Consider the following 14,025-nt stretch of genomic DNA (forward strand, 5'->3'; position numbering starts at 1 on the left):
TTCTCCCAGGGCGCGACAGGCACTACGACAGACGTACGCGGGGGTCGATCACGGCGTACATGGCGTCCACGATGACGTTGAGCAGAAGGATGAACGCGGCGCTGAAGAGCATCACGCCCATGAGTTTCGGCAGGTCCTTGCCGACGACGGACTCCACGGCGAGCCGGCCGATCCCGGCGAGTCCGAAGGTGAACTCGGTGACGACGGCGCCGCCGAGGAGGGCGGAGAGGTCCATGCCGAGAATGGTGAGGATGGGGATGAGGGAGCCGCGCCAGGCGTACCGGAAGAAGACGTACCGGCCCGCCATGCCCTTGGCGCGGGCGGCGCGCACATGCTCCTCCTGGAGCTGCTCGATCATCGTCGAGCGCGCCATACGGGTGTAGTTGGCGGTGAAGATCACGGACATGACGATCCACGGGATCAGCAGGCCCATGAACCACTGGGCCGGATTCTCCGAGATCGGCACGTACTTGGGCTTGTCCAGCCAGCCCGTGCTGTAGACGAAGATGCCGAGGACGACCGGGCCGAGGAAGTAGATCTGGAACGAACTCAGCACCAGCGAGACGCCGCTGGCGATCTTGTCGAGCCAGGTTCCCCGGTAGCGGGCGGCGATCATGCCGGTGCCGAGACCGACGATGAGGAAGACGATCAGGCCACCGATCGTGAGGGACAGCGTCAGCGGGAAGCGGTCCATGATCGTGTCCCAGACCATCTGCTGGTCGCGGAAGGAGACGCCGAAGCAGGGGGCCGGGCAGTGGCCCACCGCGAAGTCGCGTCCGGCGAAGATGCCGACGAGGAACTTCCAGTACTGCACCGGGATCGGCTGGTCGAGCCCCAGGTTCTTGTGGATGATCGCCAGCGCGTCGGGGGTGCAGTTCTTGCCGCACGCGAGCGTGGCCGGGTCCTGGGGGATCGCGTAGTACATGAAGAACGTGAAGGCGCTGATCAGCAGGAGGATGAGCACCGCGCCGAACGTCCGGCGAAGGAGGAATCGAAGCATGGCGGAACGCTGCTCTCAGGACGGCGGCCAGGGACAGGAGCGCCCGGGGCGCACTGCGCGCAGTGCGCCCCGGGAGGGTGGTCAGCTCTTGAGGAAGACCCGGGTCGGGTCGGTGTAGCTGGTGACCGTGGAGTAGCGCAGGCCGCCCACGTTGGTGCCGGCGATCTGGAACGTCTTGGTGTAGTAGATCGGCGCCGCCGGGTTGATCTTCTCGCTGATGTACTGGTTGAGCGCGGTCCAGGCCTTGGTGGCCTCGGCGGTGTCGGTGATCTTCAGGATCCGCTGGATCTCGGAGTTCACGTGGTCGTCGTTGATGTGCGCGTAGTTCGACGCACCGTCCTGGATCTGCTTGCCGTCGTACAGCGGCGGGAAGACGGTGGCGGCGGAGGGCCAGTCCTGGCCCCAGCCGGTCATGTAGATGTCGAAGCCGTTCTGGACCTTGCCGACCTGCTCGTACCAGGTCGCGGCGTCGATCTCCTTCTTCTGGACGTCGAGACCGATCTTGCTCAGGGCGTTCTCGACGAGGACGGCCTGCTGCTGGCGGACCGGGGTGTTGGCGTAGGCGTAGACGATCTTCTTGCCCTTGGCGCCGGCTTCCTCGACCAGCTTCTTGGCCTTCTCGATGTCACCGTTGGGCTTCTTGGACCGGTCGAAGGGGTCGTAGTCCTTCTGGTAGCCCGGAGTGGTGGGCGACATCAGGCTGTTGGCGACCTCGCCGCCGTACGCGCCGCCGTCCGTCTTGTACATCGAGGTGGACGGCATGGCGTAGGTGATCGCGTCGCGGAGCTTCTTGTCCTTGATGCGGTCCATGTTGAAGTTCATCTGCCACACGTACGGGGCGTAGCCCTGGATCGTGCGCTTCATGGCCGCGGGGTCGGAGACGACCTTCTGGACCTGGGTGGTGGCGACCTGGCCGGTCATCATGATGGAGTTCTTGGCATCGCCGCGGTCGGCGAGGATCGTCTTGGTCTGGTCCTCGTCGTCGTGGTTGATCTCGATGTTGAACCCGTCGACGTACTGGTGACGCATGGCGTCCGACTTCGGGTCCCAGTTGGTGTTCTTGACCAGCTTGACGCTCTTGCCGGCCTTGAACTCCGAGATCTTGTACGGGCCGACGGCGACCGGCTTGGTGTCGTACTTCGCCTTGGTGTCCGTCTTCTCGGGGACGACGGAGTAACCGGCCATGGCCAGGGCCTGCGGCAGGTCGGGCTGCGCCTCCTTGAAGTGGAAGACGATCGTCTTGTCGTCCGGGGTCGCGAGGACGGTGTCCGGGAGGTGCTTGCCCTTGAACGGACCCGCGTAGGCCTTGCGGTAGGCGGTGCCCGTGCCGGACAGCCACTGCTGGATGAACGACGGGCCGTCCGTGATGAACGGGTCGTAGAGCCGCTCGAAGGAGTGCCGGATGTCGGCCGAGTCGATCACATGACCGGTCTCGTCCTTGATTCCGTCCTTCAGCGTGTACGTCCAGGTCTTGCCGCCGTCCGAGAGCTTGCCCGGGTCGGTCGCGAGGTCGCCGACGACGGTGAGGCCGCCCTTGTCGTCCTCCTTGTACGTGGTCAGACCGCGGTAGATGAGCTTGGAGAGCAGGCCGGCGTCGCTGACGTAGATCTGGCCCGGGTCGAGGTGCGAGAAGTCGTCCTCCTCGTAGACCTGGATGGTGCCGCCGGGCTTGGCGCCCGTGACCTCCTCGGCGGGACCCGCCGAGTCCGCCGCGCTGCCCATCTTCACCGCCGCGGACTGGGCCGCGGCTTCCTTCTTGCCCTTGCTCTTGCCATTTCCGTCGCCGCTGTCGTTGCTGCTGCAGCCGGCCAGCGCCAGGGCGCCGGCCGCGACCGCGACAACGGCGGTCCGCCCTCTGCGGGAACTGAGGATGCTCATGGAGTCGAGTCCACCTGCCTGTGAGTTGTGATCAGTGATCCACTAGGTGCTGCCTGGCAGTGCACGGCCGGTCGTGCCGGCTCCCGGGTGGCAGCGGCCTCCCGCACTCGGGTCAGCGGCCCGTCTTGGGATCGAAGGCGTCCCGGACCGAGTCACCGAGGAGGTTGAACGCCACGACGAAAACGACCATGGCGACACCCGGGAAGAACATGTAGACCGGGTCCAGTTCGTAGATGTCCGACCCGATGGCGAACATCCGGCCCCAGTCGGGGGTCGGTTCGGTGTAGCCGACGCCGACGAATGAGAGAAACGCGACCGACAGGATGGTGCTCGGCAGCATGTATGTGCCCTGCACCAGGATCGGTGTGACGAGGTTCGGCAGCAGTTCCTTGCGGATGATCCGCCAGGGAGAGGCGCCCGCGACCCTCGCGGCCTCGACGAACTCTCGCTCACGCAGCGAGAGGGCGACCGCCCGGATCAGCCGGGCGAGGCCCATCCAGCCGAGGAACCACAGCACTCCGATGATCGCGAGCGCGTGGATGTAGGTGGGTGTCTCCTCGTCGGGGGCGACGAACACCGCGGTGATGACGGGCATCGAAGCGATCATGAACAGCTGCTGCGGGAACGCGAGCAGGAAGTCCGTGAGCCGGCCGAGCCAGTAGTCGACCTTGCCGCCGAAGTAGCCGCCGACCAGGCCGATCACCACCCCCATGAGCACCATCGCGACGGTCGCCGCGAGCGCCGTGTACAGCGAGGTGCGCATGCCGTACAGGAGCTGCATGAACACATCGCGCCCGAGGGTGGGTTCGATCCCGAACCAGTGCTCCGACGTGATGCCGCCGTTGGGGCCCGCCGGCATGTTGAAGTCGTTCAGGAGCGTGGGGTCGTCCTGCCCGTACAGCGTGTACGGGTTCTTGCCGTAGAGCTTCGAGATCAGCGGAGCGAGCGCGGCGATCAGGAAGAAGAAGATCACGATGTACGCGGAGACGACACCGCTGCGGTCGCGTTTGAACCGGCGCCACATCAGCTGGCCGGGCGATCGGCCCTCCAGCTTTGCCGACGCGTCGGAAGGTTTCCGTTCGGCCGGTTCGTCGACCTCGGGGGAGGCTTCCGCGCCCTCGATCTCGATCGGACTCGTCATGATTCGTCCATTTCATGGGTGCGCCGAGTCCACGGCCGCCACAGGGTAGGGGTAGCCGCGTTCGGACCATGCGGATCAGGAGAGACGTATGCCTAGCGGTCGCTGCGCGCCAGAGCGCTGCTTGCGACAACTCGCAGATGAACACGCGTAGTTGGCATCTGGTGCCTCCTCATGACTCAACCGTTGCACGGACAGGAGGGGCTTCTGATTGACCTCCGACACCCCTGACGGAGGATCAAACACCCCACTGTGCTCGTGAGTCGGCACTGTCCCCGCAGCGCATGACCCATTGACCCGAGCGTTACGCGGCTAACTATCTGACATGAGCCAGATAACCGACCACAGCCTTTAGGTCTCGGTTCCATCACAGCTAGCGCGTACATCTTCCAAAATCTGGACAAAATGATCTGCGGGAGAAGCCCGCGAAACGGACGTGTTACATGCCTATCGGTCGGGGGGATCCGCATTTCGGACACGGGAGGGCGGAAAACGGGTTGCAAAAAGCCCGGGTGCCCCCATGCTTGGGGACACCCGGGCTCGGTTGCCGGTGGATCAGCCGGCCAGGCCGGTGGATCAGCCGTGCTTGGCGCGGCTGGCGCTGCGACCGCGCTCCTTCTGGTCGAGGACGACCTTGCGGATGCGAACGGACTCCGGGGTCACCTCGACGCACTCGTCGTCGCGGCAGAACTCGAGGGACTGCTCCAGGGAGAGCTTGCGCGGCGGGACGATCGCCTCGAACGAGTCGGCGGCGGCGGACCGCATGTTGGTGAGCTTCTTCTCCTTGGTGATGTTCACGTCCATGTCGTCGGCGCGGGAATTCTCGCCGACGATCATGCCCTCGTACACCTCGGTGCCGGGGTCGGTGAACAGCACACCGCGCTCCTGGAGGTTCGTCATCGCGAACGCGGTGACGGCGCCGGCGCGGTCGGCGACCAGCGAACCGTTGTTACGGGTCGTCAGGGTGCCGAACCACGGCTCGTGGCCCTCGTGGATGGAGTGGGCGATGCCCGTACCGCGCGTACCGGTCAGGAACTCGGTCCGGAAGCCGATGAGGCCGCGGGACGGAACGACGAACTCCAGGCGGACCCAGCCGGAACCGTGGTTCGACATGTTGTCCATCCGGCCCTTGCGGACGCCCATGAGCTGCGTGACCGCGCCCATGTGCTCCTCGGGGACGTCGATCGTCATGCGCTCGACCGGCTCGTGGACCTTGCCGTCGATGACCTGGGTGACGACCTGCGGCTTGCCGATGGTCAGCTCGAAGCCCTCGCGGCGCATCTGCTCGACCAGGATGGCGAGCGCGAGCTCACCGCGGCCCTGGACCTCCCAGGCGTCCGGGCGCTCGGTCTCGAGCACGCGGAGGGAGACGTTACCGACCAGCTCGCGGTCGAGGCGGTCCTTGACCTGACGGGCGGTGACCTTGCGGTCCTTGTCCTTGACCGCGGCCTTGGCGTCCGCGCCCTTGCCCGTGCCGCCACGGCCGACCAGCGGCGAGGTGTTCGTGCCGATGGTCATGGAGATCGCCGGCTCGTCGACCGTGATCAGCGGCAGCGCGACCGGGTTCTCGGGGTCGGCGAGGGTCTCGCCGATCATGATGTCCGGGATACCGGCGACGGCGCAGATGTCACCGGGGCCGGCCACCTCGGCGGGCTTGCGGGTGAGCGCCTCGGTCATCAGCAGCTCGGTGATGCGCACGTTGGACATCGTGCCGTCGCGCTTGATCCACGTGACGGTCTGGCCCTTGCGCAGCTCGCCCTGCTCGACGCGGAGCAGCGCGATACGGCCGAGGAAGTTGTCGGCGTCCAGGTTGGTCACGTGGGCCTGGAGCGGCGCGGACTCGTCGAAGGACGGGGCCGGGACGGACTCCAGGATCGTGGTGAAGAACGGCTCCAGGCTGTCGCTGTCGGCCGGGACGGTGCCGTCCTCCGGCTTGGTCAGCGAGGCCACGCCGTCACGCGCACACGCGTAGACGATCGGGAACTCGATCTGCTCCTCGTCGGCGTCCAGGTCGAGGAAGAGGTCGTACGCCTCGTTCACGACCTCTTCGATGCGCGAGTCCGGGCGGTCCGTCTTGTTGATGCACAGGATGACGGGCAGGCGGGCCTGCAGCGCCTTGCGCAGCACGAAGCGGGTCTGGGGCAGCGGGCCCTCGGAGGCGTCGACCAGCAGGACGACCGCGTCCACCATCGACAGACCGCGCTCGACCTCACCACCGAAGTCGGCGTGGCCGGGGGTGTCGATGATGTTGATCGTGATGGCGTCGCCGCCATCCTTCGGGTGGTACTTGACCGCCGTGTTCTTCGCCAGGATCGTGATGCCCTTCTCACGTTCCAGGTCGTTCGAGTCCATCATGCGGTCGTCGAGCGACTCGGCGGCGTGCGCGGCGAAGGCACCGGCCTGCTTGAGCATGGCGTCGACCAGTGTGGTCTTGCCGTGGTCGACGTGGGCGACGATGGCGACGTTGCGGATGTCGTGGCGCGTGGCCATATTGAGGCGCTTCTCCCGGAGTGAGTGGACGGCCTCCGCAGCGCGGGGCCTGCCGGGCTGAACACGCCACGGCCTTACCCCATGGTACGTGGCCCGGACGGAGGCGGCCTCCGCAGGGCCACGCGGTCCGGGGCCGGCCGGGGCCCGCCACTGTGCGGGCCCCGGCCGTTCACTCGCGGGTCACCCGCTCTTCGACGGGCTCGCCGAGGGGCGCGCGCCCTTCTTCAGGAAGCCCATGTCCTCGTACACCGGGGTCTGGAATCCGAAGGCGCCGGCGTTCACGACGTCCTTGCGCGCCGCCGTGAGCTGGGGGCGCTGGTACAGCGGAATGGAGCCGGCCGCGGCCCAGATGCGGGCGTCCGCCTTGCGGACGAGGGAGCGCTCCTCGTCCGCGTCCAGGGTGGACAGTGCCTGATCGAACAGTTGATCGACCTGGTCGGTGCCCACGCGGGTGTAGTTCTGCTCGACGCTCAGCGAGCCGTCGGCCGCCGGAACGGGCTTGGCGTAGATCGGGCGGGCGTCGGTGGCCGGGAAGGCGGAGGCAGGCCACGAGTAGAGCGCCAGGTCGTACTGGCCCGAGGCGATGTGGTCCGTGAAGTAGCTCTCGTCGGAGACCTTCGAGATGTCCGTACGGATACCGATACCCCGGAGCATCCGAGCGATCCGGTCGGCGACGGCGCGCAGGGACTCCGAGCCCGGCCCGGAGGGCAGGACGAAGCGGAGCGACAGCGGCTTGCCGTCCTTGGCGAGGGCATTGGCCGCCGCGCCTGCCGGAGCGGCCGTCCCCTTGGGCGCGTACGCTCCCGGAACCCCGCCCTGCTTGGCGTACTGCCTGCCGTCCAGTTGCTTGGCGGCCTGCTCGTCCGTGTGCGGGCCCGACCTCACGCCGGCCTGCTGCTCCTGCTTCCGCGCGTGCTCCCTGGGGTCCTGGCGCAGCTCCCGGTCGGCCTCGGACGGCTTGTCGTCCTCGCCGACGATGTACGTCCCGCCGTCGCCCGGGCTGTCGTCGGTGTCCGTCTTCTTGCCCTTGGACCCGGCCGCCTTCTCCGTCTTCTTCTTCTCCTTGACCGGCCCGCCGGGCACCCACCCGGCGTCCGCGAGCAGCGCCCTCGCCTCGGCGGTGTCCTGGTCGCCGAGGGCACCGCTGTTGTCGGCGTACGCCTCCTGGCCGATGAGGGCGAGATGGCTGCCGACCGGCTCGGCGGGCAGGCCGAGCGGCTGGAGGACGACCCGGGCGAGTTCCTTGCGGTCCAGGGCACGGGCCACCGCGCGACGGACGCGTTCGTCGGCGAGGGGGCCCTCGGAGCCGTTGAGGGCGAGCTGGGTGAAGGCGGGCTCGAGGGACTTGCGGACCACGAAGGCGCTCAGCGCCGACTGCCGGCGGGCCTCCTTCGCCTTCGCCTCGCTGCCCTTCGCACCTGCCGTGTCCTTCTCGCTCTTCTCCTCCTCGCCCTCGCCCTCGTCCTCGTCCTCGTCCGCCGGGGCCTTCCCGTCCTCCTCCGCGACCTTGCTCTTCTCGCTCTTCTCGCTCTTCTCGCTCTTCTCGCTCTTCTCGCTCTTCTCGCTCTTCTCGCTCTTCTCGCTCTTCTCGCTCTTCTCGCTCTTCTCCGAGGACTTGCCCTTCTCGCCCTTCGCGCCCGCCGTGTGCGTCGCGTCCGTCGCGGAGGCCCCCTGCAACGGGGCACCGTCCTTGTGCCGGGCGGCGAGGGTGATGCGTTCGGCCTCGGCGGGATCGACCTCGGCCAGATCGAGCTTGTCGTCGGCGAGCGCGGTGGCCCGCTTGTCACGGGCGACGGCCACCAGGTCGATCTCGGCGAGCTTGCCGGGGCGGCCCCACCAGCGCGGGTTGCGCGTGAGGCTGACCTTGCCGGCCTTGCGGTCGACCTTCTTCACCGCGAAGGGCCCCGCGGTGACCTTGAGCTTGCGCCGCGCGCCGTCGTTGAACGAGTCCGCGGTACCCATGACGTCCTTCGGGTACAGCGGCGAGAACAGCGCCTTCCAGTCGGCGTAGGGCCGGCTGAACGTGACGCGGACCTCCAGGTTGTTCTTGCCCCGCTCGATCTTCTCGATGCGGTCGTAGCCGGCGTTGCGGGCCGTCCAGTAGGCGGAGTCCTTGCCGGACAGAGCACGCCACTGGGCGGCGAAGTCGGCGGCGCCGATCTCGCGTCCGTCGCTCCACACGGCCTGCTGGTTGAGCTTGTACAGCACGACCTGCTTGGGCTCGGTGTCGACGACCTTCGCCGATTCCAGATAGTTGGGGTTGATCTGCGGTCGCCCGTTGGCGTCGAGCCGGTACATCGACGGCAGTACGGCACCGGCGACCCGGGAGGTCGCGGCGTCGGCGTCCGCCTGGAACGCGTTCAGCGTCTCCGGTACGGCGTCCACGGCCCAGCGCAGGGTGCCGCCGTCGGCGATCAGGTCACGGGACGCGGGTGCGATGTCCTGCGCGGCCGCGGGCCTGTCCGCCTCGTCCTCCGCGCTGCACGCGGCCAGGGCGGGTACCGCGAGCACGCCCGCGGTGAGGAATGCGGCCGAGCGCATCACCGCGCGCAGTCCGACGCCGTCGTGGGACATCACTGCAACCTCCGGGGGACGCTCCGCTGTGTGGGGCAGGCCTGCTGCTGAACACATTTGGCCCGCTGGTCACATTTGGTCGTATTTGGAGCTGATCTGATGTATGCGCCCACTGAAGGGGAGCGCGGCCGGACGGAAGCGACGACACGGCGACGGACATCCGGAACCCCACCCGTGCGGCGCAATCCGGGGCGGCTCCCCGGGGCCCGGCCCGCGCCGGGCCCTTGCCGCGCCCGCGGTGCGCCCGTCGCGGGCCGGGCCCCTGGCCACGTGAGGCCCCGTCACCCGCTTTCCCCTCGCCGCGCCCCGGGCGCGCGGGAAAAGCGGACGGCGCACGGGAAAGGCGGTCGGCGCGCCGGGAAAACGGACGGCGCGCGAGGCGCGTTCTGGAGCGTGTGAGCCCTCAATCCGTGCACACGCCTTCACACGGGTACGTGTGACGCGCAACACTCGCAGGCGCATGAACGTTGCCGCCTGGGGCCGCAGGGCCCGCGGAAGTGAGGGCAAGTCATGTCCGTGCACGACGACCTGACGTCAGTCCAGCGCTGCCTCGACGATCTGCAACGGTCGGTGCGGCGCCTGGAACAGCAGATGGGCGCCGGTCTGGAGATGCGCCGCGTACGCGCCGACGCCGACCACCTGCGCGAGAGCGTCGCGCTGCTGCGCGAGGCCACCGCGGGCTCCTCCCGGCTCCCGGCCGCGCCCGGACCGGCGGGACCCGCGTCCGGCCGACGGCCCGACCTGGTGCCCATCCCCGACACCCCGTACGACAGCTCCCTGTGGACCGATTCCGACGACGAGGGTCTCGGCGCGCACCACGGTCCCTCCCACTGAGCGCCCTCGACACCGGCGCGCCCCCGAACCCGACCGGAGTGCGAAGTTGGCCACTGGTACGGAACCCCATCTGAACAGCGGCGGTGTACGAACCGGTACGCGCGCCGCGATCGCCGCCCCGCATCTGCGGACCGACCGCTGGTGGCTGGCGCCCGCCGCCACCGCGGCCGGGTTGCTGGCCTTCGTCGTGTACTCGACCTGGCGGGCCTTCTCCGACACGCACTACTACGCTGCGCCGTACGTCTCGCCGTTCTACTCGCCCTGTCTGGCGGAGCGCTGCGAGACCATGCGCGCCGGACCGAACACGGATCTGTTCGGGAGCTGGTGGGGCATCTCCCCCGCGATCATCATCCTGATCTTCCCGCTCGGTTTCCGGCTGACCTGCTACTACTACCGCAAGGCCTACTACCGGGGCTTCTGGGCGAGCCCCCCTGCCTGTGCGGTCGCCGAGCCGCACAAGAAGTACACCGGCGAGACCCGCTTCCCGCTGATCCTGCAGAACGTCCACCGGTACTTCTTCTACGCGGCCCTCGTCGTCGCCGGGATCCTGACGTACGACACCGTGCTGTCCTTCCGCGACGAGCACTACGCGTGGGGCCACATGGGCCTCGGCACCCTGGTGTTCCTGGTCAACATCACGCTGATCTGGGCGTACACCCTCTCCTGCCACTCCTGCCGGCACATCGTCGGCGGGAAGCTCAAGCACTTCTCCAAGCATCCCGTGCGCTACCGGATGTGGCAGTGGGTCGGGAAGCTGAACGCCCGTCACATGCTGCTGGCCTGGGCGTCGTTGGTGAGCGTGGCGCTCGCCGACTTCTACGTGTACCTGGTCGCGTCCGGCGCCTTCGACGATCCGCGCTTCTTCTAGATTGGGTGGAGCCCCCTGATGTCCGTGGTCGACCGACAGGAGTGGGACGTCGTCGTGGTCGGTGCCGGTGGCGCCGGACTGCGTGCCGCCATCGAGGCACGCGAGCGCGGTGCCCGTACGGCGGTGATCTGCAAGTCGCTGTTCGGCAAGGCTCACACGGTGATGGCCGAGGGCGGCATCGCGGCCGCCATGGGCAACGTGAACTCCGGCGACAACTGGCAGGTCCACTTCCGCGACACCATGCGCGGCGGCAAGTTCCTCAACCAGTGGCGGATGGCCGAGCTGCACGCCCGGGAAGCCCCGGACCGCGTATGGGAGCTGGAGACCTGGGGTGCGCTGTTCGACCGCACGAAGGACGGGCGGATCTCGCAGCGCAACTTCGGCGGCCACGAGTACCCGCGCCTCGCCCACGTCGGCGACCGCACCGGACTCGAGCTGATCCGCACGCTCCAGCAGAAGATCGTGTCCCTCCAGCAGGAGGACATGAAGGAGACCGGTGACTACGAGTCACGCCTGAAGGTCTATCAGGAGTGCACCGTCACACGGGTGTTGAAGGACGGACAGCGCGTCTCCGGAGCCTTCTGCTACGAGCGGGAGTCCGGCCGCTTCTTCGTCCTCGAAGCGCCCTCCGTCGTGATCGCCACCGGCGGCATCGGCAAGTCCTTCAAGGTGACGTCCAACTCCTGGGAGTACACGGGGGACGGGCACGCGCTGGCGCTCCTCGCCGGGGCGCCGCTGCTGAACATGGAGTTCGTGCAGTTCCACCCGACGGGCATGGTCTGGCCGCCGTCGGTCAAGGGCATCCTCGTCACCGAGTCGGTGCGCGGCGACGGCGGAGTCCTCCGCAACTCCGACGGCAAGCGGTTCATGTTCGACTACATCCCCGACGTCTTCAAGGAGAAGTACGCGCAGTCGGAGGAGGAGGGCGACCGCTGGTACGAGGACCCGGACCACAACCGGCGTCCTCCGGAGCTGCTGCCGCGCGACGAGGTCGCCCGGGCGATCAACTCCGAGGTGAAGGCGGGCCGCGGATCACCGCACGGCGGCGTCTTCCTTGACGTCTCGACCCGGATGCCCGCCGAGGTGATCAAACGCCGACTCCCCTCGATGTACCACCAGTTCAAGGAGCTGGCCGACGTCGACATCACGGCGGAGGCCATGGAGGTCGGGCCCACCTGCCACTACGTCATGGGCGGCATCGCGGTCGACTCGGACACGGCGGCGGCTCGCGGCGTACCCGGGCTGTTCGCGGCCGGCGAGGTCGCGGGCGGCATGCACGGCTCCAACCGGCTGGGCGGCAACTCCCTCTCCGACCTGCTGGTGTTCGGGCGGCGGGCCGGGCAGCACGCCGCGGAGTACTCGGTCGGTCTCACCGGGGAGGGCACTCGCCCGCCCCTGGACGACACCCAGATCGACGCGGCCGCCGCGGAGGCGCTGCGGCCCTTCTCCGCCGAGGGACCGGAAGCCGCCTCGGCCGCCGGTGCGCGGGCCCCGGGTGCGCGCCCGCCGGAGAACCCGTACACCCTGCACCAGGAGCTCCAGCAGACGATGAACGACCTGGTCGGCATCATCCGCCGCGAGGCCGAGATGGAACAGGCCCTGGAGAAACTCGCCGAGCTGCGGGTACGGGCGCGCCGGGCAGGCGTGGAGGGCCACCGTCAGTTCAACCCGGGCTGGCACCTCTCCCTGGACCTGCGCAACATGCTCCTGGTCAGCGAGTGCGTGGCACGGGCGGCGCTGGAACGCACGGAGTCGCGCGGCGGGCACACCCGCGAGGACCACCCTGCGATGGAGCGCTCCTGGCGCCGGATCAACCTCCTGTGCCAACTGACCGACCCCACCGGCGGATTGGCGGCCACCGACCCGGTGGCCGGACAGATCGACCTGGTGAGCGAGACCACCCGACCCATCCGCCCCGACCTGCTCGCCCTCTTCGAGAAGGAGGAGCTGGTCAAGTACCTCGCCGAAGAGGAGCTGTACGAGTGAGCAGCCGCAAGGAGTGGTACGAGCGGGAGCGGTACGAGGAGGCGCGGTACGCGTGAGCAGCTACGAGGCCCGCTTCAAGGTGTGGCGCGGAGACGTGAAGGGCGGTGGCCTGAAGGACTTCGAGGTCGAGGTCAACGACGGCGAGGTGGTGCTGGACATCATCCACCGGCTCCAGGCCACCCAGGCCTCCGACCTCGCGGTGCGCTGGAACTGCAAGGCGGGCAAGTGCGGTTCGTGCTCGGCGGAGATCAACGGCCGGCCGCGGCTGCTGTGCATGACGCGGATGTCGGTGTTCACCCGCGAGGAGACGATCACCGTCACACCGCTGCGCGCGTTCCCGGTCGTACGGGATCTGGTGACCGACGTCGGCTTCAACTACGACAAGGCGCGGGAGGTCCCCGCCTTCGTGCCGCCCGCCGGTGTCGGACCCGGTGAGTACCGGATGATGCAGGAGGACGTCGACCGGTCGCAGGAGTTCCGCAAGTGCATCGAGTGCTTCCTGTGCCAGGACACCTGCCATGTCGTCCGCGACCACGAGGAGAACAAGCCGGCGTTCGCCGGACCGCGTTTCCTGATGCGGGTGGCGGAGCTGGACATGCACCCGCTCGACGCGGCGGAGGACTCCGGCCTCGACCGCAAACGCACGGCGCAGGACGAACACGGCCTCGGCTACTGCAACATCACCAAGTGCTGCACGGAGGTCTGCCCCGAGGGCATCAAGATCACGGACAACGCGCTGATCCCCTTGAAGGAGCGGGCCGTCGACCGCAAGTACGACCCGGTCGTGTGGCTGGGATCGAAGATCGGCAGGCGGCGGACGTAGGCGAGGACGAAGCGCCGTCCCCTGCCGTCGCGCGTCCTGCCGTCATCACGTGCGCGGTCTGTCCGTCAGCGCGGTCGGGTGTCCGGCGGGACGGCCTCGCGGCCCGGGCGCTGCCCCAGCGCCTGGAACACCAGGCTCACGACGAACAGGGCGATCCCGCTCATGGCGTAGGGCGTCAGGTCGGCGTCGGGCCCGTGGAACGGTCCCAGGAACAGGAACAGGGACATGCCCACGGCCCCCGCCAGCGCGCCCCCTCCCCACAGCTTCGGCCGCAGGACCCGGCGGCCGACCCACGGCGGCACCCAGTCCGTCGCGAGGGCCGCGATCCCGAATCCGGCCTGCGCGGTGACGATCAGTGCCGCGAACCCCACGAGATACCAGTGCATCGACTCCTCGTTCCCCCCGCGTACCGGCGACGGCACGCGTCCCGATCA

General features: G+C 68.4%; 10 protein-coding genes. 4 read left to right on the plus strand and 6 right to left on the minus strand.

Annotated elements, in window-relative coordinates; genetic code table 11:
- Positions 1-22: 22 nt before the first annotated feature.
- The 5 genes from ACWD68_RS26235 to ACWD68_RS26255 all read right to left on the minus strand — a co-directional run bounded on the left by ACWD68_RS26235 (position 23) and on the right by ACWD68_RS26255 (position 9,080).
- Positions 23-1,000 (minus strand): ABC transporter permease, encoded by a 978-nt coding sequence (locus ACWD68_RS26235; RefSeq protein WP_451808907.1) that lies wholly within the window; start codon positions 998-1,000, stop codon positions 23-25.
- Between the two features lie 81 nt (positions 1,001-1,081).
- Positions 1,082-2,878, minus strand: a complete 1,797-nt coding sequence (locus tag ACWD68_RS26240; RefSeq protein WP_451808908.1) for an ABC transporter substrate-binding protein — start codon at positions 2,876-2,878, stop codon at positions 1,082-1,084.
- A gap of 112 nt (positions 2,879-2,990) precedes the next feature.
- Positions 2,991-4,019, minus strand: coding sequence for an ABC transporter permease (locus ACWD68_RS26245; RefSeq protein ID WP_451808909.1), 1,029 nt, complete (start codon positions 4,017-4,019; stop codon positions 2,991-2,993).
- Between the two features lie 573 nt (positions 4,020-4,592).
- Positions 4,593-6,506, minus strand: a complete 1,914-nt coding sequence (gene typA / locus ACWD68_RS26250) for a translational GTPase TypA (RefSeq protein ID WP_451808910.1) — start codon at positions 6,504-6,506, stop codon at positions 4,593-4,595.
- A gap of 180 nt (positions 6,507-6,686) precedes the next feature.
- Positions 6,687-9,080, minus strand: coding sequence for an ABC transporter family substrate-binding protein (locus ACWD68_RS26255; protein WP_451808911.1), 2,394 nt, complete (start codon positions 9,078-9,080; stop codon positions 6,687-6,689).
- 510 nt (positions 9,081-9,590) lie between these two features.
- Between ACWD68_RS26255 and ACWD68_RS26260 the strand changes: the two genes are divergently transcribed.
- Genes ACWD68_RS26260 through ACWD68_RS26275 form a run of 4 tightly spaced genes read left to right on the plus strand, consistent with a single transcriptional unit; the run spans position 9,591 to position 13,591 of the window.
- Positions 9,591-9,914, plus strand: a complete 324-nt coding sequence (locus ACWD68_RS26260; RefSeq protein ID WP_451808912.1) for a hypothetical protein — start codon at positions 9,591-9,593, stop codon at positions 9,912-9,914.
- A gap of 46 nt (positions 9,915-9,960) precedes the next feature.
- Positions 9,961-10,782 carry a hypothetical protein gene (locus ACWD68_RS26265; RefSeq protein ID WP_451808913.1) on the plus strand — a complete coding sequence of 274 codons (822 nt, stop codon included), beginning with the start codon at positions 9,961-9,963 and terminating at the stop codon, positions 10,780-10,782.
- 18 nt (positions 10,783-10,800) lie between these two features.
- Positions 10,801-12,768 carry a fumarate reductase/succinate dehydrogenase flavoprotein subunit gene (locus ACWD68_RS26270; RefSeq protein ID WP_451808914.1) on the plus strand — a complete coding sequence of 656 codons (1,968 nt, stop codon included), beginning with the start codon at positions 10,801-10,803 and terminating at the stop codon, positions 12,766-12,768.
- Positions 12,769-12,820: 52 nt separating this feature from the next.
- Complete coding sequence (locus ACWD68_RS26275) at positions 12,821-13,591, plus strand: succinate dehydrogenase/fumarate reductase iron-sulfur subunit (RefSeq protein ID WP_451808915.1); 771 nt, start codon at positions 12,821-12,823, stop codon at positions 13,589-13,591.
- Between the two features lie 65 nt (positions 13,592-13,656).
- Here the strand turns inward: ACWD68_RS26275 and ACWD68_RS26280 are convergent, their stop codons facing one another.
- Positions 13,657-13,977, minus strand: coding sequence for a hypothetical protein (locus tag ACWD68_RS26280; protein WP_451808916.1), 321 nt, complete (start codon positions 13,975-13,977; stop codon positions 13,657-13,659).
- Positions 13,978-14,025: the final 48 nt, after the last annotated feature.

The sequence above is a fragment of the Streptomyces sp. NPDC005141 genome (assembly GCF_053599975.1).

Excerpts from the sequence above, each read along its gene's own strand:
- ACWD68_RS26235 (WP_451808907.1), bottom strand. The coding sequence starts at position 1,000 with ATGCTTCGATTCCTCCTTCGCCGGACGTTCGGCGCGGTGCTCATCCTC.
- ACWD68_RS26240 (WP_451808908.1), bottom strand. The coding sequence starts at position 2,878 with ATGAGCATCCTCAGTTCCCGCAGAGGGCGGACCGCCGTTGTCGCGGTC.
- ACWD68_RS26245 (WP_451808909.1), bottom strand. The coding sequence starts at position 4,019 with ATGACGAGTCCGATCGAGATCGAGGGCGCGGAAGCCTCCCCCGAGGTC.
- typA (WP_451808910.1), bottom strand. The coding sequence starts at position 6,506 with ATGGCCACGCGCCACGACATCCGCAACGTCGCCATCGTCGCCCACGTC.
- ACWD68_RS26255 (WP_451808911.1), bottom strand. The coding sequence starts at position 9,080 with ATGTCCCACGACGGCGTCGGACTGCGCGCGGTGATGCGCTCGGCCGCA.
- ACWD68_RS26260 (WP_451808912.1), top strand. The coding sequence starts at position 9,591 with ATGTCCGTGCACGACGACCTGACGTCAGTCCAGCGCTGCCTCGACGAT.
- ACWD68_RS26270 (WP_451808914.1), top strand. The coding sequence starts at position 10,801 with ATGTCCGTGGTCGACCGACAGGAGTGGGACGTCGTCGTGGTCGGTGCC.
- ACWD68_RS26280 (WP_451808916.1), bottom strand. The coding sequence starts at position 13,977 with ATGCACTGGTATCTCGTGGGGTTCGCGGCACTGATCGTCACCGCGCAG.